Below are 21906 nucleotides of genomic sequence, written 5' to 3'. Positions count from 1 at the left end.
AATGGCAAAGAATTTGATTGGAATTGACTTAGGTGGTACCACTACTAAAATGGCTTTTTTGGACGAAAATGGTGAGGTCCTTGATAAATGGAGAGTACTCACTGATACTAGTGATAAGGGCGCTCACATCGTTGAGAACATTGTTAAGTCAATCAACAAACATATCGAGGATTCTGACAAAACCATTAATGATTTTGTTGGAATTGGAATGGGAACACCAGGAACTGTAAACCGTGAAAAGGGGACAGTTTCCGAAGCTTTTAACCTTAACTGGAAAGATGAACAACCAGTTCGAGAATTGATTCAGAATGGGGTTGGATTACCATTTCAATTAGACAATGATGCCAATGTGGCTTCCTTAGGTGAATACTGGAAGGGTGCAGGTAGTACCGAAGACGACGTAGTCTTTGTTACGTTAGGAACTGGAGTTGGTGGTGGAGTCATTGCTAACGGTAAACTCCTTCATGGTGTTAATGGTGGAGCAGGTGAAGTTGGACACATTGCTGTTCAACCAAATGGTTACCTTTGTACCTGTGGCAAAAGGGGTTGCTTAGAACAGTACGCTTCAGCAACTGGAATTGTTCACGTAGCTAAGGATATGTCTAAAGATTTTAAGGGACATTCACGGTTAAAGGATCTCGAAAATACTGATGAAAAAATCACTTCAAAAATGGTTTTTTACCTAGCAGATAATGGCGACATTTTTGCTAATCAGGTTGTGGATAAGATTTGTTTTTACCTTGGATTAGCCTTATCTGATATTGGAAATACTTTGAACCCAGCAAGTATCATTATCGGTGGTGGAGTTTCGAATGCTGGAAACACTTTGCTTCAACCAACTACTAGATATTTCCAGGAAAATGCCTTTCCATCAATTAGAGATTCAACTAAAGTTAAATTAGCTCAGTTGGGTAATGATGCTGGGGTAATTGGTGCAGCTTCGTTAGCATTACAATTTAGATAAAAGTATTGGAGAGATTTTAATTGAGTAGTGTGATAGTTTCAGTTCTTTATTTTCTGATCACTCTAGGAGTGGTTCTGTTAATTTGGTGGTTATACCATGAATTTACTATTTTAATGGCCAAACGTTATTGTAAGTTTTTAAATGAAGATGAATTTCAAAGTGGGATTCGCAAATCGCAAGTTATTGACTTACGTGAAAGTAAAGCTTTTAATGATGGTCATATTCTTGGTTCAAGAAACATGCCATATTCAACTTTTCGAAGTTTTTATCAAGAACTGAGACCAGATCTACCAGTTTATTTGTACGATCAGAATAAGACTTTGAGTATGAAAGCTGCCAAATTCCTTCACAAAAAGGGTTTTAAAAATATTTCAATTCTTAACCAGGGTTACCAGCGATGGGATGGCAAAATTAAAAAGGGTTAACTAAAAAGAGAACTCGATCGAGTTCTCTTTTTATTATTAATAATTAACTTAAATGAGCTGAATGACTTTTTCTGTTTGCTCTTTTACGGTTTTCATTAATTTTGGACTCTTGTTCCTCCATTGGTTGAACCACCGTTTTCTTGAATGAAAGCCAAACTCCTGCAGCGATTCCAATACATGCTGCAACTCCCGTAGTAAATCCTTGTGTAAATTTACTCATAGTCATTGCCTCCTTTTTTATTATCTACTTGTCTATTATGCGTTATTTGCGCTAATATATCCAGTATAGAACATCATTAATTAGGTGAATTTATGAACAAATTATTAGCGATTGTTGGTCCAACGGCTGTTGGAAAAACGGACTTGTCAATTAAAATTGCAAAACAGTTTAATGGAGAAATTATTTCTGGCGACTCAATGCAGGTTTACCGTCATCTAGATATTGGTACTGCCAAGATTTCTCGAACGGAGCAGCAGGGAATTCCTCATTATTTAATAAACATCATTGATGTTAACGAACAATATTCGGTGGTTGATTTTGTTGAAGCTGCTGAAAAATTAATTAAGGAAATTACGAATCGAGGGCATCTTCCAATTATTGTTGGTGGCACTGGATTTTATCTTAATTCACTCTTAAGGGGATTAAATTTAGGAAGTAAGAATGATCCTGAAATTAGAGCAACATTGATTAATGAACTTAACGAATTTGGTCCAATGAAAATGTGGGATAAATTAAATCTGGTTGATCCTGTAACGGCATCAAAGACACCTATGCAAAACACACGACGCATTTTACGGGCTCTCGAAGTATACCTTGTTAGTGGAAAGCCAATTTCCAAGCAGGATAATCAGGGACAGCAGTATGATGAGTTGATTGTGGGACTTAATACGCGTCGTGATGTCCTATACCAGCGGATTAATCAACGAGTAGACCAGATGATGGAAAACGGGTTAATTAAAGAAAATAAATGGCTTTTTGAAAATGGTGGGAGTAAAATTCCTGCTAGTAAGGGAATTGGGTACCGCGAATTCATCCCTTATTTCAAGGGTAACGAAAGTTTGGATCAAGTAGTAGAAGATGTTAAGCAAGACTCAAGACACTACGCTAAGAGACAACTAACGTGGTTTAGGAACAAGATGGATGTTACTTGGTATGATTTAATTCAACATCCTGAAGAAATTACTCAAATTGAACAACAAATTAAGGAGTGGCAAAATAATGATGGATATTGACAAAATGGTTTCTGATACAGTCAACTTATATCGGCAATTAGATGCTAAAAATCAAACAATCTGGAAACCCGGAACTCATGTTTCAAGTTCTTACGTTTCGTTAGACATTCACTTTTCTGAATTGGCTAAAAATTCTGGGATGCTTCAAACAGACATCACTAGTTCCGAGAACAATCGTGACAACCAGCTCGAAAGTTACATTAGGACTCTCAGGGATTTTTTGCTAATTGCTAACCTACAAAGTTGGGTGGATGTGATTACTGTAGATGACGAGATGTTAAATAAGTTATTAGGAATGAAAAAGACTGATGACCTTAATTCTTTATATTTATCAATGCTGAATATGTTACTAAAAAGTTATTATGAGAAAAGCAAGATCGGATATAAGCACGCTTGGACTTTATTCTTAAAGTTCGGCCTTGTTGATTTAGGCTTTAGTTCAGATACAATCACCGATAGATTTAACAGTCTACTGCAAGATGATTTAAAGCTGGTTTTAAATGATCATTAAATCAAGCAATGTACTAAAAACCATTGACTTATAGTTCGATATTCAATATAATTATTCTTGTTGTTTGAGTTTATGTCGCAGTAGCTCAGCTGGATAGAGCAACGGTCTTCTAAACCGTAGGTCGAGCGTTCGAATCGCTCCTGCGACATCTCGAGAAAGGGGCACACGCTTAATATCTGGTGTGTCCCTTTTTCATTTGACTTATAACATTAATTTTTATATACTTATGATGTTGTAATTGTGGACTTCCACAGCTACAACCGCTCAGTTTGAGTTTTAAGGCCCATTGGGCACTTAATACTGGCGAGTCTAAGCAAATTATAAGGAGGTGCACTACATGTACGCAATTATTGAAACAGGTGGCAAGCAATACAAAGTTTCTGAAGGTGAAGCCATCTTTGTTGAAAAACTTGATGCTAACGAAGGTGACAAGGTTACTTTTGATGATGTTGTCTTTGTTAGTGGCAAAACCCCTAAGGTTGGTTCACCATTAGTCGATGGTGCTTCAGTCGAAGGAAAAGTTGATAAGCAAGGTAAGGGTAAGAAGATCCGTATCTTTAGATACAAACCTAAAAAGGGTGCTCAATCAAAGAAGGGTCATAGACAACCTTATACTAAGGTTACTATCAACAAGATTAACGCTTAAGTCGTATGATTAAAGCTACATTTGATTTAAATCATAATTTAATAACTGGATTTAAAGTGACTGGCCACGCTGATTCTGGTGAGTATGGGCATGATATCGTCTGTGCAGCAGTATCAGCGTTAGCAATTTCTTCTGTGAACGGGTTAATTACCGTTTGTGACATTGATCCATATGTAGAACAGGATGAAAAAAATGGAGGATATCTCCAAGTTAAGATTCCGGTTGAACATTTGAATGATGTTAAGGTCCAAACGTTACTTAAAAGCTTTATGAATGGACTTATGGATATTTCAAAACAGTATTCGAATTACGTTGAAGTAAAATAACACTTTTAATTTGGAGGTGTAAACGCATGTTAAAAATGAATCTACAATTTTTCTCTCACCATAAAACCGGTGGTTCATCATCTAACGGTCGTGACTCAGCTGGACGTCGTTTAGGGACTAAAGCTGCTGATGGCTCATCAGTAACAACTGGTACAATTTTATACCGTCAACGTGGAACTCATATCTATCCAGGTAAGAACGTTAAACGTGGTGGAGATGACACATTATTTGCTTTAGTTGATGGGATTGTTCGTTTCGAACGTTTAGGTCGTGACAAACGTCAAGTTTCTGTTTACCCTGAAGCAGAAGTAGCAACTAAGTAAATCCAAAGAGGCCTAGCGTTAACGCAGGGGTCTCTTTTTTTATCAATATCGTAACTTGCTTTTACGTGATCAATATTGATATGATAGGAACATAAATATGTGGGAGGCATGAAAATGTCAATTTCAATTGTAAAAGTAAAAAATGGTATGACCATTCAAGCTGACAATAACATCTGGAAGATTGTTAGTTTTCAACACGTAAAGCCCGGTAAGGGTGGAGCATTTGTTCGTACTAAGTTAAAGAATTTAAGGACGGGAGCCGTTCAGGAAAAAACTTTTCGGGCTAGTGCTAAAGTTGAAAAAGCTAACATTGAAACCAAAAAGATGCAATACCTCTATGATGATGGTAGTGGACTTGTCTTCATGGACATGGATAATTATGAACAACTAACGATTCCAAGAGAGCAAGTTAAAGAAGAAATGAACTACTTACAAGAAAATATGGAAGTTCAAGTTATTCAGTATGGCGGTGAAACTCTGGGAGTTGAAGTGCCTAAGACGGTCACACTTGAAGTAGCGGATACTGAACCTGGGATTAAAGGTGATACTGCTTCCGGTGGTTCTAAACCCGCTACTATGACCACTGGTTTAACGCTTCAAGTTCCATTCTTTGTAGATAAGGGTGATAAGTTAGTGATCAATACTGATGACGGTACTTACATTTCTCGGGCATAATGGTCAGAATGATCTGATTGTTTAGCCAATTGGGGGTTATATTATGGCAGCAGACGAAAGTTTCATTACACTCGACAATAAGAAATCAGACCTAGGGTCGATTAAAATTGCACCTCGTGTGATTGAGGTCATTGCTGGAATTGCGGCCGTGCAAGTTGAAGGAGTTAACCGGATGCGTGGTAGTTTTTCTTCCAGTGTTAACGAATTATTTGGAAGAAAAGAGCGCGGTAAGGGCATCAGATTAGCAATTAAGAATGGCAAATTGAATGTTGATATTTTTGTATACCTAAATTACGGGGTTTCGGTTCCTAAAGTTGCTTTAGAGATTCAAAACCAAGTAAAACAACAGTTGTTGTTTATGACTGACCTTCGTATCGGTTCCGTAAATGTTCACGTTGAGGGAATGATTCCTCCAAAGAGTACTGGCAAAGTTGATACTGATAAATTATTCGATAATGAGGATAAAAAGTGAAAATAAGTCGACATCAAATTAGAGAGTTAGCTTTTCAAACCTTATTTGCGATGGAAAGTAATGATGCTGTTGAACCAAGTGAATTTTTTGATTATCTTACAAATGAAGATGTAAGGGCACCAGAATATTACTTGGGAATCGTTAATGGGGTAAGAGAGCATAAGAGTGAACTTGATAAGATCATTACGGATCACTTAGCGAATAAATGGTCGATTGATCGAATTAGTAAAGCTGACCTAATTATCTTAAGAATTGCGCTGTATGAAATTAAGTATGAAGAAGCAACGCCAAATAAAGTTGCCATTAATGAAGCTTTAGAATTAGCTAAAAAGTTTTGTGATGATAAGTCACGAAACTTTATTAATGGCGTTTTAGATAGTGCGATTGAAAAATAGGAACCCGTTATGGGTTCTTATTTTTTTACATTTAGCTAGAACAAAAATAATATGCTAGAATTGTACTAATAATGTATCGGGAGATGTTTTCGTGGTTAGCATAATTGATGGCAGAAAGGTTGCAAAAGACCTGAACTTAAAAACAAAAAAGCGAGTTTTTAAACTAAAACAAGCTGGAATTAATCCGGGATTAGCGGTAGTAATCGTTGGAAATGACCGGGCAAGTCAAAGATATGTTCGAAGCAAAGAAAAAAAGGCAACAGAGTTAGGCATCTATTCCGTTAAGAAAGCTTTACCTGAATCAACCACGCAAGACGAATTGATCCAAATTGTGAGAAGTTTGAATGAGAACCCTGAAATCAATGGAATCTTAGTTCAATCGCCACTTCCTGATCATATTAACGAAGACAAAGTGATTGAGGCAATTGATCCTACAAAAGATGTGGATGGTTTTCATCCCGTTAATGTCGGCAAGTTATTTCTTAATCTTAAGGAGAATTACCCGGTTGCATGTACTCCGAAGGGCATTATGACTTTACTATCGGAGTACCATATTGACTTAGATGGTAAAAACGTTGTGATTGTTGGCCGTAGTTCAATTGTTGGAAAGCCAATGTTAGCGTTGATGCTTAACGCCGATGCAACCGTGATTGACGTTCATAGCCACACTGATGATGTTTCAAAGTACACGAAGCAAGCTGATGTAGTTATTTCAGCGGTCGGCAAGTATGCCATATTAAATGATGATGATTTTAAACCAGGTGCCGTTGTTATTGACGTTGGTCAAAATATGGATGAGAATGGTAAATTGGCTGGCGACGTCGAATACAAATCAAAAAGTGACAATATCGAATATATCACTCCGGTGCCGGGTGGCGTGGGACCAATGACAATCGCAACCTTGATGCAACAAACTGTTGATATGTGTGAATGGAGCAAAAAGAGTGGCAAGTAAATATTTAACTGTATCAGCTTTGACACAGTATATCAAAAAGAAATTTGACGTTGATCCATACCTAGGACGAGTTTATCTTACCGGTGAAATCTCCAACTTTCGCTTGCGACCAACTCATCAATATTTTAGTTTAAAGGATGATAACTCAAAAATTAACGTTACGATGTTTAAATCAGCCTTCTCTAAGATTAAATTCATGCCAGAGGAGGGAATGAAAGTCCTTGTTACTGGACATGTTTCCGTGTATGAAAAAACCGGAATGTATCAGTTTTATATTGATCACATGGAACCGGATGGAGTGGGTCAACTTTATGAAGCCTACGAACAGTTAAAAAATAAACTTGCCAAAGAGGGCTTGTTTGAGGAAATTCATAAAAAACCTCTTCCAATGTATCCTAAGAGAATTGCTGTAGTCACGTCTCAAAGTGGTGCAGTTATTAAGGACATCATCACCACCGTTAGACGGAGATTCCCGATTGCTCAAATTGTCCTGTTTCCAGCAGCTGTTCAGGGTGAGAATGCAGCGAGTGAGATCGCTCATCAAATTAACCGAGTCAACGAAATTGGTGGATTTGATACTCTTATTATTGGTCGTGGTGGTGGTTCTATTGAAGATTTATGGCCATTTAATGAAGAAATTGTAGCAAGAGCTATTTATGATAGTAAAATTCCAGTGATTTCATCAGTTGGACATGAAACTGATACAACGATTGCTGATTTAGTTTCTGACAAACGGGCAGCAACCCCGACCGCAGCTGCTGAGTTGGCAGTTCCTGTGCTTAGTGATGTAATTCTTGATTTAAAGACTAAACAGACTAGGATTTATAATGCCATGGATAACATTTTTGCCCGTTCGAGGTCACAATACGATAAAGTAATGAATTCTTACGTTTTTAACCAGCCCGAACGTCTTTATGAATCCTATGTCCAGCAATTAGATACTTTAAATACCAAACTGGGTACTAACATGAAAGATTTACTAAATCATTACCATAATCAACTTCAAGCTTATTTAGAACAACTAAAATTAAATTCACCGGTTCATAGCATCAATGCAAACCAAAAACAGGTTAATTATTATCTTGAATCGATGAAAAAGTCCGTTCAAGTGATTTTGAAAACAAAACGGAATCAGTTAAATTCAAACGTCAGTGCACTCGACCATCTAAGCCCACTACGTTTAATGAGTTCTGGATATGGGATGGTTACAAACGATCATGAGAAATTAGTTAAGTCGGCTAAGGATTTAAAAAAGGATGAACACATTCGTATTCAGTTCAGTGATGGAAGTGCTAGTGCAACCGTTGATCATGTTGGACTTAAAGGAGACAGTAAATAATGGCAGATAAAAAACCAACTTTTGAAGAAAATATGGATAAATTAGAAGAAATTGTTAATCAACTTGAACAGGGGGACGTACCTTTAGAAAAAGCCCTTTCAGAATTTAAAGATGGAGTTGAGTTAAGTAACGAAATGCAAAAGACACTTTCAAATGCACAAAAAACGCTTACTAAAATGATGGATGACAGTGATAATGAAATCCCATTTGATCGTGATCAACAAGGTGGAGACAGTGATGACACCCAATAAACAAACTCTTTCAGAATTTAAAGATAAATATATTCCGAAAATCGATCGAACTTTAGAAACAAACATTGATAAGTCGAGCTCGATAAAATTAATTGTAGATGCCATGAAATATTCTTTGATGGCTGGTGGAAAACGATTACGACCATTATTGACGTTAGCCACCCTAAAAACTTTGAATTACGAAGTTGACGAGTCCACCATTAAAACCAGTTCTGCGGTTGAGTTAGTTCATACCTATTCTTTAATTCATGATGATCTACCAGCCATGGACAATGATGATTATCGTCGTGGTCAACTCTCCAATCACAAAAAATTTGGCGCTGATATTGCAACTTTAGCTGGAGACGGATTGTTGACGTTAGCGTTTAACTGGCTTTCAAGAGCTGATTTGTCAGCTGTAAAAAAAGTTCAATTGATTCAGTTATTGTCCCATGCTGCTGGTCCAGACGGAATGGTAGCTGGTCAAACTGTAGATGTTAGTTCAGATAACCAACATTTGAATCTGGATGAATTAATGCATTTACATAGAAACAAAACCGGTGAGCTGTTTCATTATTGTGTTATAGCAGGAGCGACCATTGCTGATGCTGATCAAGCAAGTCGGAAATGTTTATCTGCGTTTGCTTGGAATTTTGGGCTAGCATTTCAAATATTTGATGATATTAAAGATGCTCCTAACCTTGAAAATCAGGATGATGTTGATAAAAATACGTATGTAAATTTGTTGGGAATTAATGGAGCAATTCAAAAATTAGATGAGACTGTTAGTAAAAGTCAAGAGGCATTAAGTAAGTTGCCGGATGAATTTTCACCCGATTTGTTAGATTCATTTTTATCTTATTTTGTGGTGAAAAAGTGAGGTTATAATGGCAAAGGATAAAGAGCGGGTTGATGTCTTACTTGTCAAGCAAGGATTGTTTGACACACGCGAAAGGGCAAAAAGAGCCGTCATGGCTGGTGAAGTACTTGGAAAAAATGAACAACGCATGGATAAGCCTGGGGTGAAGATTCCAGTTGAAACCAAGCTGCATTTAAAGGGCAATGCACTTCCCTTTGTCAGTCGGGGTGGATTAAAATTAGCAAAAGCACTCAAAAGTTTTAATATTAGTGTTCGTGATAGAATCGTTTTGGACATCGGATCCTCCACCGGGGGGTTTACGGATGTAATGTTACAAAATGGAGCTAAATTGAGTTACGCCTTAGATGTTGGGACAAACCAATTAGTTTGGAAGCTTAGAAACGACCCTCGTGTTGTTGTAATGGAGAATACTAATTTTCGGTACAGTAAACCAGAAGATTTTACTTGTGGAGAACCTAGTTTCGCCTCAATTGACGTTTCTTTTATTTCTCTTAAATTAATTTTAAAGCCCTTAAAATCAATTTTAGCTAAAAATGGGGAAGTAGTGGCATTAATAAAACCCCAGTTTGAGGCTGGTCGTGGAAACGTTGGTAAGCATGGCATTGTAAGGGACAAAAACGTGCATAAACAGGTGATTAATAACGTCATTCAGTTTGCGACTGAGGCTGGTTTTTCTGTTTTAGGACTTGATTTTTCTCCCATCAAGGGTGGTGAAGGGAATATCGAATTCTTGATTTATCTAAAGTCATCTGATGACCCTGAAGTAGGAAACGATGTTGCAGTTGATGGTGTCATGGATCGGGCTTATAAAAGTTTAAATGATTAAGAAGGTGAGAAGTTGTTACAGGAAATTTCAATCAAAGACTTTGCGATTATTGATCAATTGGAAGTTAATTTTTACTCAGGGATGACAGTTCTGTCAGGAGAAACTGGTGCAGGAAAGTCGATTATTATTGATGCCGTTGGTCTACTTGCTGGTGGTAGGGGATCGTCTCACTTTATTAGAAAGGGTGCGAACAAATCAATTTTACAGGGAATGTTTGCTATTCCTAAAGATGGTCTTACTGCTCATGTGTTGGATAAATTTGGGATCGAACATGATGATGATACGGTAATTTTACAGCGTGAATTATATCGTAATGGCCGCAACGTATGTCGCATCAATGGTATATTGGTGAATACAAATACGCTAAAAAAAGTTGGCGAAACTTTGGTTGATATTTATGGACAAAATGAACATCAAGCGCTGATGCAACCTGATAAGCACATTGGGTTACTTGATGAATTTGCTCGCGACAGCCTCAAACCTACGCTTAAGCTTTATCAGGAACAATATGAAAAATACCTTAAATTAAAGAAAGAATTAAATAATAAAAATAAAAATGAAAAAGAATGGGCTCAACGCATTGATATGCTTAAGTACCAGGTAAATGAAATTGAAACGGCTGATTTAACGGATGGCGAAGAAGAAGATCTGATAGCCGAAAGGGATCGTTTAAATAATTTTCAAGCCATTAGCGATAGTCTAGGAAGAAGTTTTAATGATATTAATGGTGATGAAAGTATTAGTCCGATTGATATGATCGGGGATGCCATGAATGCTCTTGAAGATTTAGAACGGTTAGATGATGAGTTTAAGTCAATTTCTGAGAATGTTAAAAATGCTTATTATACGCTGCAAGATGCTTCTGGAGAGATTAGTAATCAGATGGATAATTTGGAGTTTGATCCTGACAGATTGAACGAAGTTGAGCAACGCTTAAATACTATTTTTGAGTTAAAACGAAAATACGGTGATTCGATTAAACAGATTTTAAAGTATTACGATAAAATCTCTGGTGAATTAACTGATATGGAGACGGATGAAAAGAGTGGCAATAATTTAGAAGAACGCTTCAATGCTTCTGTCAAAGAATTAAATAAACTTGGGAAAAAGTTAAGTGATATTAGACATCAGCAAGCCGAAAAGTTAACGGATGAAATTCATCAACAATTAGCTGATTTGTACATGGATAAAACGCAGTTCGAAGTTCGTTTTTCCAATTTACCTAAAGATACTTTTAATCGAAATGGAATTGAAGAAGTTGAGTTTTACATCCGAACGAATCCGGGTGAGGACATGGCACCGTTATCCAAAATTGCCTCTGGTGGTGAACTTTCTCGAATTATGTTAGCTCTTAAAACGATTTTTTCCCGCGTCCAAGGAGTAACTTCAATCGTGTTTGACGAGGTAGATACGGGGGTTTCGGGAAGAGTGGCTCAAGCAATTGCTGATAAAATTAGTGCAATTGGTAAGAAATCCCAGGTTTTGTGTATCACCCATCTGCCACAGGTTGCCGCCATGGCTGATAATCATGATTTCCTCTCGAAGCATGTTGATTCTAATAATCGAACGGAAACTTCTGTTCAACCCTTATCAGGTGAGCAACGAGTTAAGGAACTTGCTAGAATGTTAGCAGGAACCACAGTTACTAAGTTAACCATGGAACACGCTTCTGAACTTTTAAACTTGGCCAATCAACAAAAAAGACAAAAAATTAAATAGCATTCATTTTATCTCTTATTGATTAATTGATTTATAAATTGCATAATATATATAAAGAAGTTACGAAAAAGGAGCGGTTTAAGTGAGTGAAAGAGGAATGTTAATTGTTCTTTCTGGTCCAAGTGGAGTGGGGAAGGGAACGGTTAGAAAAGCCCTTTTTAATGAGCCTGATGTCGATTTCAAGTATTCAATCTCGATGACTACCAGAAAACCCCGTGAGGGAGAAGTTAACGGGGTTGATTATTACTTTGTTTCAAAGGATCAATTTGAACAGAATATTAAAAATGGTAAGATGCTGGAGTATGCTAAGTATGTTGACAATTATTATGGCACCCCGTTACAATACGTAAACGAGACATTAGATTCAGGAAGAGATGTTTTTCTGGAAATTGAAGTTAATGGTGCCATGCAGGTGCGTGCCAACTGCCCCGATGGAGTTTTTATTTTCCTAACTCCACCTGACATTGATTCACTTAGGGATCGTTTGGTTGGCCGTGGGACTGATGATATTGAGGTTATCAACAAACGAATTGAAAAAGCTTCTAAGGAAATCCGAATGATGCAAAACTATGATTATGCAGTTGTGAATGATAAGGTTTCAAATGCGGTAGACCGAATTAAAACAATTGTTAAAAGTGAACGTTTAAAGGTAAACCGTGTTATGCCAAATTATCTTAATAAATTAGGAGATGAAGTTTAATGTTTATTTATCCACCACTTGAAGATTTATTGCAACACGTTGATTCAAGATATTCGCTCGTTATGTTAGCAAGCAAAAGAGCTGAAGAACTTGATCAGGGTGCGAAGCCATTGCTTCCCCATTATAAGTCAGTAAAATCAGTTGGAATGGCGTTGGAAGAAATTGCTGCCGGCGTGTTAACCATCGCTCCAAAAAGTAAGTAAGAAAGGACTTTTGTGATGAATCTCATCACAGGGTCTTTTTTTATTAAATGAATAATAAGGGATGTGTAGTATAATTAATAAGAAATACTTTGGAGGGTATAATTTTGTTAAACGGGAAGCAAATTGTCTTATTTGTATCTGGTAGCGTTGCTGCTTATAAGGCAGTTTATTTATTGAGACTTTTAAAAAAGAATGGTGCTAGTGTCAAAGTTGTAATGACACCGTTTGCCAAACGATTTGTCTCGAAATTAACTTTTCAAGTTTTATCGAAGAATGATGTCTATGATGATCAAAGTTATTTTGATGACTCAACAACGATTAATCATATTGGGCTAGCTAAATGGGCCGATTTGGCAATTGTTGCCCCAGCTACCGCTGATTTTATTTCTAAAACAGCAAATGGGATTGCGGATGATTTTGCAAGTACGACTATGTTAGCCATGGAGTGCCCCAAGTATTTTGCGCCAGCAATGAATGATGTCATGCTAAAAAATCCAGCTACCCAAAGAAATCTTCAAAGATTAAAAGATGATGGTATCGAATTTATTGAGCCACAAGTTGGTCCACTAGCCGAAGGATATTCAGCTCTAGGTCGACTTGCTGAACCAGAAGAAATTTATCAGTTTGTGGTTAGTCAATTAAGTGATCATGATGACCAACCTCTTTCTGGGGTTAATATACTAGTAACTGCTGGTGGTACTAGAGAACCAATTGATCCGGTTAGGTACTTATCAAATAATTCATCAGGAAAGATGGGATATGCAATTGCTGAGGTTGCTAAAGAAATGGGGGCTAAAGTGACACTTGTAAGTGCCAACAGTCAGTGCCAGATTCCAGATGGTGTGAAAGTTATCAAAGTTAGTTCTGCTGATCAACTGGAGCACCAGGTACAACGCTTATTTTCAGATAATCAGGTTTTGATTATGGCTGCTGCAGTTAGTGATTTTAAACCTGCTCATGCGGAAAAACAAAAAATCAAGAAGGATCAAGACCATGATTCTTTAGATCTCCATCTAATTAAGAACGATGATATTGTTGCAAAAGTGGCACAACAGAAGAACCCTAATCAGGTGGTGGTCGGTTTTGCGGCCGAGACCAATGATCCTCTTAAAAATGCTAAGCAAAAGTTGATGAAAAAGAAATTAGATCTAGTGGTATTAAATGATGTTTCCAATTCATTAATTGGTTTTAATAGTGATGATAATCAGGTTTCAATCATCTCAAAGGATGGTTTGGTCAAAAAGACAGAAGTTGAGTCTAAATTAAAAGTTGCTAGTGAAGTGTTAAATGTCGTTGTTGACCTTTTATAGCTAATCTGTAATATGCAAGAATGGAAAGAAGGGGTAATTTGAAAATTGCAAAAGTGATTGTTGATGTTCCGACCATGCAAACAAATGTACCCTATTCATACTTAATTCCTACTGGATTAGAAGATCAACTGAAACGAGGCATGAGGGTCATTGTTCCATTTGGGAATGGAAACAGAAAAGTTGAAGGTTTTGTCGTTGATATTACAGATGAGAAACCGGACCAGCTTAAGCAACTCAAAAAGATTGATAGTACCATGGATTTGAGCCCAGTGTTGAACGACGAAATGATTGAACTTTCTAAGTGGTTGGCTGATACAACTTATTCTTTTCGAATTAGTTGTCTTTTGACCATGCTTCCTAATGCGATGAAGGCAAGATATACAACCTATGTAAAAGCAACTGGAAATCTTGCCGATCAAGAGCTTAATGATAAGTTTAAGGACCAGAGTATGGTTCCGTTTGACAAGGAGCATTTTAATAGTACTGAGATGGGGAAACTTGCTAAGTTGCGTAAGAACAATAAAATCCAAGTGATTTACAAAGTTCAAAATGAAGCCAAAAAGAAAACGGAAACGGCCATTTTAAATCAATTAAGTGATTTTGGTCAGGCAAAAAAACAGCTTCGTAAGAATGCCACTTCTCAATTAAACTTACTTTCTGTTTTAGAGCACCATACTGATCAACCAATTATTCAGACCCACCTCGTTAATGATCTTAAAATATCCAATTCAGCGATTAGCAGTTTTGAAAAGAAGAATTGGATAAAAAAAGTTCAGGTTGAGAAGTATCGTGATCCGTACAAACATGATATTACAATTGATCAACCAAAAAAGTTAACCGTTGATCAAGCACATGCCGTTCGTGAAATTGATCGTTCCATTGAAGCCCATCGAAATGAAACCTATCTACTTGAAGGAGTAACTGGATCAGGTAAGACTGAGGTTTATCTTCAATCCATCCAAAAGGCTTTGGATTTAGGTGAGACGGCGTTGATGTTAGTTCCAGAGATTTCTTTAACCCCCCAGATGGTTAATCGAGTTAAAAATCGGTTTGGTAATCAAGTTGCTGTAATTCATAGTGGTTTGTCAACTGGGGAAAAGTATGATGAGTGGCGTAGAATTAATAATGGAAAGGCAAAGGTAGTAGTAGGGGCAAGATCAGCAGTTTTTGCTCCTCTTTCTGATATTGGGCTTATTATTCTTGATGAGGAACACGATACAAGTTACAAGCAGGATGATAATCCGCGTTATCACACGCGGGATGTTGCCATTTGGCGTGGCAATTATCATCATTGCCCAGTCGTACTTGGGAGTGCAACACCTTCGCTTGAGTCAAGGGCTCGTGCCGGAAAGGGAGTTTATAAATTTTTACGCCTTCCCGATCGCATTAATCAAAGGCGTTTACCAGAAGTTTCAGTTGTTGACATGACCAGAGAGGAAGAGACTCATGATGGAATCTTTTCGCACCAATTACTTAGTGCGATTAAGCAAAGAATTGAAAAGCACGAACAAGTAGTGTTAATGCTTAATCGTCGGGGATTCTCGTCTTTTCTGATGTGTCGAGATTGTGGCTATGTTTTAAAGTGTCCCAACTGTGATATTTCTTTGACGCTTCACATGGATTCTCATACGATGAAGTGTCACTACTGCGGATTTGAGGAACCAATTCCTAAGTATTGTCCCAACTGTCACAGTAAAAATATTCGTTACTTTGGTACTGGAACTGAAAAGGTAGAGCGACAATTACATGAACTCGTTTCAAAAGCGCGAGTAATCAGAATGGATGTCGATACAACCCGGAAAAAGGGTTCTCATGAGAAGTTACTTCGTGAATTTGGTGAACATCATGCTGATGTTTTACTAGGAACGCAGATGATTGCTAAGGGACTGGATTTTCCGAATGTAACTTTGGTGGGGGTATTAAATGCTGATACCGGATTGGATTTACCTGATTTTCGTTCTAGTGAACGAACGTTTGATTTATTAACTCAAGTTTCCGGACGAGCTGGACGAGCTGATAAGGATGGAGAAGTCATTATTCAGACCTATAATCCAGATAATTATGTGATTCAATTGGCTAAAGACCAGGATTATGAAGCATTTTATCAAAAAGAAATGCAATTAAGACATTTAGCTGATTATTCTCCATACTTCTTTACCATTAAAGTTTCAATTAGTTCACTAAATGAGAGGCAGGCGGCTAATGAATCTTATGAGGTTGCTAATTATCTTAAAAAGTCGCTTGATCAAACTACCATTATTTTGGGGCCAACTCCTAGGCCGATTGCTCGAATGAAAAAACGTTATTATTTCCAAATCATTATTAAGTACAAACGTGACTTAAAACTCAATGAAAGCTTAAAGCATATTTTACAAATATCACAAAAAGAAGTTAGAAAGGGTTTACGGATCGGGATTGATCCAGAACCAGTCAGTTTTATGTAGGTGAATTATTATGAAATCAATTGTATTTATGGGAACGCCTGAATTTAGTGTTCCAATCCTAAAAGCTTTAAATCAGAACTACAAAGTGTTGGCAGTGGTAACCCAGCCAGATCGACCGGTGGGGCGAAAACATCAAATTGAAGAATCACCGGTTAAGAAAGCTAGTCAAGATTTAGGGTTACCGGTACTACAACCGCAAAAATTAGGTGGAAGTCCCGAAATGGAAGAAATTATTCAAATGAAGCCAGATTTTATTATTACTGCTGCATTTGGCCAATTTTTGCCGACTAAATTGCTTGAAGCAGCACAAATTGCGGATATCAATGTTCATGGATCTTTACTGCCGAAATATCGTGGTGGGGCTCCGGTTCAATATGCCATTATGAACGGAGATAAAGAAACCGGAATTTCGATCATGTACATGGTCAAAAAGATGGATGCTGGTGATGTTTTAGCTCAACAATCTGTGAAGGTTGAAAATACTGACGATACTGATAGTATGTTTAAAAAGTTAAGTTTAGTGGGACGTGACCTTCTCTTAAAGACTTTAAAAGAAGTTATTAATGGAACTGCACATCCCCAAAAACAGGATGAAGAGCAAGTTGTGTTTTCGCCAAACATTAAGCGAGAACAAGAAGAGTTAGATTTTTCTCAACCTGCTAGTTTGGTTGATGCAAAAGTCAGAGCGTTAAGACCCGATCCGACCGCATTTGCAATGGTAAATGGGAAACCAAATAAGATTTGGAAAACAACGGTTATTGATGAGCAGACTGATTTAGATCCTGGTCAGGTGGTTAGTAAAGATAAACACCATTTAAAAATTGCTGCTGGGAACGGAACGGTTTTGGGAATTGAAGAAATTCAACCGTCTGGGAAGCCAAAAAAATCAATTACCGAATATTTGAACGGCAACCAGAAATTAGAAATTGGAGATCAATTTATTGACAGAAAATAACTCAAGTAATCCACGATACTTAGCCGTAAGAACACTAGAGCGTGTTCATGGCGGTGCATATTCTAATCTTCAAATCAACAATGTGATCGATTCTAGCACGATGAGTCCCAAAGATATTTCCCTGTATACTAATATCGTTTATGGTGTGATTCAGCACCGGTTAACGTTAGCTTATTATGTTGACCATTTAGTAAAAAGATCTGACAAACTTGATGGTTGGGTCAAAGAATTACTGTATACGGCAATTTATCAAATGCAGTATTTAGACAAAATACCAGATCGTGCGATTTTTGATGAATCAATTAAGATTGCCAAAAAGCGTGGGCATGATGGTATTAGACGACTTGTTACCGGAGTCCTTCACCACATCCAACGAAATGGATTGCCTCCAATTGATAAAATTAAAGACACTGCCACTTACGACTCAATCTTTTATAGTGTTCCGCTGTGGATTGTAAAGCAACTTAATGAGCAACTTGGTATGGATAAGACGGTTGATATACTTAAAAGTATTAATCAGCCAGCTAAGCAATCAGTCCGAGTGAACCATCGTAAGATTTCTGATGATGATTTAAAGAAGAAATTTTTCCAAGAGGGATATGAGGTTAAGAGTAGTGAAGTAGCTGATCATGCGCTTATCTTATCTGGTAAAAGTGCTAGTGGTAGTCCTCTGTTTAAAGAGGGTTTGTTTACGATTCAGGACGAAAGTGCCATGTTGCCAGTTCAATCCATGGACATTAGAAATGATGACTATGTACTAGATGCTTGTGCGGCTCCTGGTGGTAAAACCACGCAAATTGCTGAATATTTGACTACTGGTAAGGTTGAAGCTTTAGATCTGCACCTCAAAAAATTAACCAAAATTGAGCAAAATGCAGCCCGAATGGGTGTGAAAGATAATATTGAAGTTCATGCCATTGACGCTCGTAATGTTTCTGAATTATTTGGTGAAAGTACTTTTGATAAAATCCTGGTTGATGCTCCCTGTTCGGGACTTGGATTGATGAGGCGTAAACCAGAGATTAGATACGATAAGACACTTGATGACGTTTTACATCTTGTAAAGATTCAAACTGAAATTTTGAATGCTGTGGCACCAACACTCAAAGTGGGCGGACAGTTGGTATTTAGTACATGTACCATCATGAATCAAGAAAATAGTGAGAATGTCAGCAGGTTTTTAGATCAGCACCAAAACTTTGAACCGGTTTGGGTCAAGACAAGAAAAGACCTAAAGCCAAGTCGTGATACAGATGCTTTAAAAATTTATCCAGACGACTATGATTCTGATGGCTTCTTTATCGCGGGCTTTCAGAGGATTCAATAGGAGATTAATGTGAGAAAAGGCAAGATTTATCAATCTTTGAGTGGGTTCTATGACGTTGAGTCCGATGAAAAAATGTACCGGACGAGAGCACGAGGGAACTTTAGAAAAAGAAATATTAAACCCATCGTTGGCGACCTGGTTGAGTTTGATGAAACTAATGTGAACGAGGGATACATTTTAAGGGTTTTACCACGGTTTAATCAATTAGTTAGACCACCAGTTGCTAATACTGATCAAGCAATTGTAGTTAATTCAGCCATTGAACCTGCTTTTTCTTTCTCACTATTAGATAAGCAACTTGTGGCCCTCGAAAAGCAGAAGATTATCCCAATTATTTATCTTAGTAAGACTGACTTGTTAACGTCAAAAGCGCAGGTTGATTTTTTTAAAACGGTTGCGGCTGATTATAGGAAAATTGGTTATGAAGTTGTGTTGCCTGATAAAAAAGATGATGTAAATGCAGTGAGCGATGTTTCGAAGTTACTTCCTCACAAACAATCAATCGTAATGGGTCAGACTGGGTCAGGAAAATCAACACTGCTTAACGAAATTGACCCTAAGTTAAAGCTTAAAACTGGAGTCGTATCTAAGTCTTTAAGTCGAGGGAAGCATACCACTAGGAAGGTGTCTTTACTAACGGTAAATGGCGGCTTGATTGCTGACACACCAGGCTTCTCTTCTTTTGATACTTTGGAAATTAAGTCAAATGAATTAAAAAATTATTTTCCGGAATTTGTACGTGCTTCACCCAACTGTAAGTTTCGTGAATGTCTGCATGTTAATGAACCTGGTTGTGCCGTGAAAGCTGGGGTTGAAAGTGGTACAATTCTATCGAGCAGGTATGATGATTATCTGCAAGAATATCATTTATTAAAAGCACAAAAGCCAATTTATAATAAGAAAAGAGGAAATTAAACATGATTAAAGTTGCTCCTTCAATTTTAAGTGCGGATTACGTAAACCTACAAAAAGACATTGAAAAGGTCGATAAGGGTGGTGCGGAATTACTACATATCGATGTTATGGATGGGATGTTTGTTCCAGCGATTGCCTATGGTCCAGGCTGGGTCAAAGAGATTCGCCCTATTACTGGATTAACACTTGACTGTCATTTAATGATTGAGAATCCTGAAAGATATATTGATACTTTTGCTGATGCTAACGCAGATATTATTGGGGTTCATGTTGAATCAACTCCCCATATTCATCGTGCTCTTCAAATGATTAAAGATAAAAACGTTAAAGCTGAAGTGGTAATTAATCCGGGAACCCCAGTGGAGATGATTAAGCCAGTCTTGTACATGGTTGATCAAGTTCTTGTGATGACTGTTAATCCCGGATTTGGTGGTCAAAAGTTTATTCCTGAAACGATTAGTAAGGTTAGAGAATTAAATAAATTACGTGAAGAAAATGATTCATATTCTTATGACATTGAAATTGATGGTGGTGTTAACAATAAGACGGTGGTTGACGCCTATAAAGCTGGCGCAAACGTCGCTGTAGCTGGTTCATATGTTTTTGATGCAAAAGATCCTGCTGCTCGTATTCAGGCTCTTAAGAACGCTACTAATTTTTAGTTATGAATAAGGTAAATGTCGTTGTTGGGGGACCAATTGAGTTATGGCCATCTAACTTAAAGACTAAAAAAATAAAGGGTCCCTTCATTGGGGTTGATCGAGGAAGTTTACGACTAATCAAATTGGGCATTATTCCTGAATACGCTGTTGGTGACTTCGATTCGGTTTCAGATTCGGAATTTAAAATAATATTACAAAAAGCCAAGCACGTTATTCGGGTTGATCCGGTAAAGGATGAGACTGATACTGAATTGGGTATCAGGACCGCTGGCAAGTATTTTCCTAAGAATGAGATCGATATTTATGGCTTTTCAGGCGGGCGTCTTGATCACTTGCTGACCAATTTTTTGATGGTCTTAAAGCCAAATATTAAACCCTATCTTTCAAGGCTGAGACTCATTGATAGTCAAAATGTAATCCGATACTTTCTAAGTGGGTCGTATCATATTAAGAAAATCACTGGAATGAAATATTTAGACTTTTGTCCGCTGTTACCAATGCATTTAACGCTTAGTGATGAAAGATATCAATTAAATCATCATTGGGTGGGGTATCCAACTTCTTATTCAAGTAATGAATTTATTGGAGATAGTGCTTCGTTTGTTTTTGATGAAGGAGTATTGATGGTGATTCAAAGCCGAGACTAAAAAACAGTACAACCATTGAATGGTTGTACTGTTTTTTAATTAATTAATTAAAATAATAATGATTATACTCTGGTAATCTTACCAGATTTTAAAGTTCTGGCACTAACCCAAACACGTTTGGGCTTACCATCAACTAAGATGCGTACCTTTTGTAGGTTTGGCTTCCAACTTCTTCTTGATGAGTTTAAAGCGTGAGAACGACGATTACCGAAATGAGTTCTCTTACCATTAATTTGATCCTTAGCCATAATATCCCTCCTTACTTTGGAATTCTTTTATATTCAATAGTTCACCTAAATAACTTACCATAATACCGTCATAAATGCAAAGTTTCTTTCAAGTAAATGTCCTTGACACCATGATTCATGTTTTTGTTTTATAATGGGGTGTGGTAACATTAGATATCGTTATGAGCTCGAAAGGATAAGGGGGATGCAAACGATGGCTGTAAAGTTAAACACTCAATATGGATCAATTGATATTGATAATGATGTAATTGCTACAGTAGTCGGCGGTGCCGCAACTGATAATTATGGAGTTGTTGGCATGGCTAGCAAAAACCAATTTAAAGATAATATGAATGAAATTCTTCGAAAGGACAGTTACTCAAAAGGAGTAGTTGTCAGAGAAGTTAACAAGAAAGTTCAAGTTGACGTCAACGTCATTGTGAGTTATGGAACTAAGATCTCTGAAGTTTCTCGTAATGTTCAGTCAAAAGTTAAATATAATTTGGAATCAATGTTAGGGATTAATGCGGATTCAGTAAACGTAATTGTTCAGGGTGTTAAGGTTATTAACGACTAGTGGTTTGAGTATAAGGAGGA

General features: G+C 37.3%; 28 protein-coding genes, 1 tRNA gene and 1 other annotated feature. Of the genes, 27 read left to right on the top strand and 2 right to left on the bottom strand.

What is annotated here, in order from left to right:
* Position 1: 1 nt before the first annotated feature.
* A complete protein-coding gene (locus AC6UD6_RS03510; RefSeq protein ID WP_500693686.1) occupies positions 2–964 on the top strand; it encodes an ROK family glucokinase in 963 nt (320 codons plus the stop codon).
* Positions 965–984: 20 nt separating this feature from the next.
* A complete protein-coding gene (locus tag AC6UD6_RS03505; protein WP_500695699.1) occupies positions 985–1389 on the top strand; it encodes a rhodanese-like domain-containing protein in 405 nt (134 codons plus the stop codon).
* 43 nt (positions 1390–1432) lie between these two features.
* Here the strand turns inward: AC6UD6_RS03505 and AC6UD6_RS03500 are convergent, their stop codons facing one another.
* Positions 1433–1609 carry a DUF3042 family protein gene (locus AC6UD6_RS03500; RefSeq protein ID WP_500693688.1) on the bottom strand — a complete coding sequence of 59 codons (177 nt, stop codon included), beginning with the start codon at positions 1607–1609 and terminating at the stop codon, positions 1433–1435.
* A gap of 92 nt (positions 1610–1701) precedes the next feature.
* Here AC6UD6_RS03500 and miaA point away from each other — a divergent pair, with 92 nt between their 5' ends.
* From miaA to AC6UD6_RS03380, 24 genes are all read left to right on the top strand, one after another.
* Positions 1702–2622 (top strand): tRNA (adenosine(37)-N6)-dimethylallyltransferase MiaA, encoded by a 921-nt coding sequence (miaA, locus tag AC6UD6_RS03495; protein ID WP_500695698.1) that lies wholly within the window; start codon positions 1702–1704, stop codon positions 2620–2622.
* Complete coding sequence (locus AC6UD6_RS03490; RefSeq protein ID WP_500695697.1) at positions 2609–3133, top strand: hypothetical protein; 525 nt, start codon at positions 2609–2611, stop codon at positions 3131–3133. Before miaA ends, AC6UD6_RS03490 begins: the two co-directional genes overlap by 14 nt.
* A 74-nt stretch (positions 3134–3207) precedes the next feature.
* Positions 3208–3281, top strand: a tRNA-Arg gene (locus tag AC6UD6_RS03485).
* A 100-nt stretch (positions 3282–3381) separates the two neighbouring features.
* Positions 3382–3454: a sequence feature (ribosomal protein L21 leader region), on the top strand.
* A 16-nt stretch (positions 3455–3470) separates the two neighbouring features.
* Positions 3471–3779, top strand: a complete 309-nt coding sequence (gene rplU / locus AC6UD6_RS03480; protein WP_500693691.1) for a 50S ribosomal protein L21 — start codon at positions 3471–3473, stop codon at positions 3777–3779.
* Between the two features lie 5 nt (positions 3780–3784).
* Positions 3785–4105 carry a ribosomal-processing cysteine protease Prp gene (locus tag AC6UD6_RS03475; RefSeq protein WP_500693692.1) on the top strand — a complete coding sequence of 107 codons (321 nt, stop codon included), beginning with the start codon at positions 3785–3787 and terminating at the stop codon, positions 4103–4105.
* Between the two features lie 26 nt (positions 4106–4131).
* Positions 4132–4428, top strand: coding sequence for a 50S ribosomal protein L27 (rpmA, locus tag AC6UD6_RS03470; protein WP_010021538.1), 297 nt, complete (start codon positions 4132–4134; stop codon positions 4426–4428).
* A 114-nt stretch (positions 4429–4542) separates the two neighbouring features.
* Entirely contained in the window at positions 4543–5103 is a 561-nt protein-coding gene (gene efp / locus AC6UD6_RS03465; protein ID WP_500695696.1) for an elongation factor P, read from the top strand.
* 43 nt (positions 5104–5146) lie between these two features.
* Positions 5147–5575, top strand: coding sequence for an Asp23/Gls24 family envelope stress response protein (locus tag AC6UD6_RS03460; protein ID WP_500695695.1), 429 nt, complete (start codon positions 5147–5149; stop codon positions 5573–5575).
* Complete coding sequence (gene nusB / locus AC6UD6_RS03455; protein ID WP_500695694.1) at positions 5572–5970, top strand: transcription antitermination factor NusB; 399 nt, start codon at positions 5572–5574, stop codon at positions 5968–5970. The genes AC6UD6_RS03460 and nusB overlap by 4 nt, the downstream gene beginning before the upstream one ends.
* A gap of 91 nt (positions 5971–6061) precedes the next feature.
* Entirely contained in the window at positions 6062–6925 is an 864-nt protein-coding gene (locus tag AC6UD6_RS03450; protein WP_500695693.1) for a bifunctional 5,10-methylenetetrahydrofolate dehydrogenase/5,10-methenyltetrahydrofolate cyclohydrolase, read from the top strand.
* Positions 6915–8264 carry an exodeoxyribonuclease VII large subunit gene (gene xseA / locus AC6UD6_RS03445; protein WP_500695692.1) on the top strand — a complete coding sequence of 450 codons (1350 nt, stop codon included), beginning with the start codon at positions 6915–6917 and terminating at the stop codon, positions 8262–8264. Before AC6UD6_RS03450 ends, xseA begins: the two co-directional genes overlap by 11 nt.
* Entirely contained in the window at positions 8264–8515 is a 252-nt protein-coding gene (locus AC6UD6_RS03440; protein ID WP_500693697.1) for an exodeoxyribonuclease VII small subunit, read from the top strand. The genes xseA and AC6UD6_RS03440 overlap by 1 nt, the downstream gene beginning before the upstream one ends.
* Complete coding sequence (locus AC6UD6_RS03435; protein ID WP_500695691.1) at positions 8502–9374, top strand: polyprenyl synthetase family protein; 873 nt, start codon at positions 8502–8504, stop codon at positions 9372–9374. The genes AC6UD6_RS03440 and AC6UD6_RS03435 overlap by 14 nt, the downstream gene beginning before the upstream one ends.
* A gap of 7 nt (positions 9375–9381) precedes the next feature.
* Positions 9382–10200 (top strand): TlyA family RNA methyltransferase, encoded by an 819-nt coding sequence (locus AC6UD6_RS03430; protein WP_500695690.1) that lies wholly within the window; start codon positions 9382–9384, stop codon positions 10198–10200.
* A 12-nt stretch (positions 10201–10212) separates the two neighbouring features.
* A complete protein-coding gene (gene recN, locus AC6UD6_RS03425; protein WP_500695689.1) occupies positions 10213–11919 on the top strand; it encodes a DNA repair protein RecN in 1707 nt (568 codons plus the stop codon).
* Between the two features lie 82 nt (positions 11920–12001).
* Entirely contained in the window at positions 12002–12619 is a 618-nt protein-coding gene (gene gmk / locus AC6UD6_RS03420; protein ID WP_500693701.1) for a guanylate kinase, read from the top strand.
* Complete coding sequence (gene rpoZ / locus AC6UD6_RS03415) at positions 12619–12822, top strand: DNA-directed RNA polymerase subunit omega (protein ID WP_500695688.1); 204 nt, start codon at positions 12619–12621, stop codon at positions 12820–12822. The genes gmk and rpoZ overlap by 1 nt, the downstream gene beginning before the upstream one ends.
* 104 nt (positions 12823–12926) lie before the next feature.
* Positions 12927–14132 carry a bifunctional phosphopantothenoylcysteine decarboxylase/phosphopantothenate--cysteine ligase CoaBC gene (gene coaBC, locus AC6UD6_RS03410; protein WP_500693703.1) on the top strand — a complete coding sequence of 402 codons (1206 nt, stop codon included), beginning with the start codon at positions 12927–12929 and terminating at the stop codon, positions 14130–14132.
* Positions 14133–14152: 20 nt separating this feature from the next.
* The gene (gene priA / locus AC6UD6_RS03405) at positions 14153–16576 is read left to right on the top strand and encodes a primosomal protein N' (RefSeq protein WP_500695687.1); all 2424 of its coding nucleotides are present in this window, start codon (positions 14153–14155) and stop codon (positions 16574–16576) included.
* Positions 16577–16586: 10 nt separating this feature from the next.
* Positions 16587–17531: a methionyl-tRNA formyltransferase gene (fmt, locus tag AC6UD6_RS03400; RefSeq protein ID WP_500695686.1), complete on the top strand. Its 945-nt coding sequence runs from the start codon at positions 16587–16589 to the stop codon at positions 17529–17531.
* Positions 17518–18858, top strand: a complete 1341-nt coding sequence (gene rsmB, locus AC6UD6_RS03395; RefSeq protein ID WP_500695685.1) for a 16S rRNA (cytosine(967)-C(5))-methyltransferase RsmB — start codon at positions 17518–17520, stop codon at positions 18856–18858. The genes fmt and rsmB overlap by 14 nt, the downstream gene beginning before the upstream one ends.
* A gap of 9 nt (positions 18859–18867) precedes the next feature.
* Entirely contained in the window at positions 18868–19773 is a 906-nt protein-coding gene (gene rsgA, locus AC6UD6_RS03390; RefSeq protein WP_500695684.1) for a ribosome small subunit-dependent GTPase A, read from the top strand.
* 2 nt (positions 19774–19775) lie between these two features.
* Positions 19776–20435 carry a ribulose-phosphate 3-epimerase gene (gene rpe / locus AC6UD6_RS03385; protein WP_500695683.1) on the top strand — a complete coding sequence of 220 codons (660 nt, stop codon included), beginning with the start codon at positions 19776–19778 and terminating at the stop codon, positions 20433–20435.
* A 2-nt stretch (positions 20436–20437) separates the two neighbouring features.
* A complete protein-coding gene (locus tag AC6UD6_RS03380) occupies positions 20438–21082 on the top strand; it encodes a thiamine diphosphokinase (RefSeq protein ID WP_500695682.1) in 645 nt (214 codons plus the stop codon).
* 62 nt (positions 21083–21144) lie between these two features.
* Here the strand turns inward: AC6UD6_RS03380 and rpmB are convergent, their stop codons facing one another.
* Positions 21145–21330: a 50S ribosomal protein L28 gene (gene rpmB, locus AC6UD6_RS03375; protein ID WP_500693710.1), complete on the bottom strand. Its 186-nt coding sequence runs from the start codon at positions 21328–21330 to the stop codon at positions 21145–21147.
* Between the two features lie 193 nt (positions 21331–21523).
* Between rpmB and AC6UD6_RS03370 the strand changes: the two genes are divergently transcribed.
* Complete coding sequence (locus tag AC6UD6_RS03370) at positions 21524–21886, top strand: Asp23/Gls24 family envelope stress response protein (protein ID WP_010021513.1); 363 nt, start codon at positions 21524–21526, stop codon at positions 21884–21886.
* Positions 21887–21906: the final 20 nt, after the last annotated feature.

Source organism: Fructilactobacillus sp. X8R2C1, assembly GCF_059900955.1.
The sequence above is the reverse complement of the archived record's forward strand: the minus strand, read 5'-3'. Positions and strand labels throughout refer to the sequence as shown.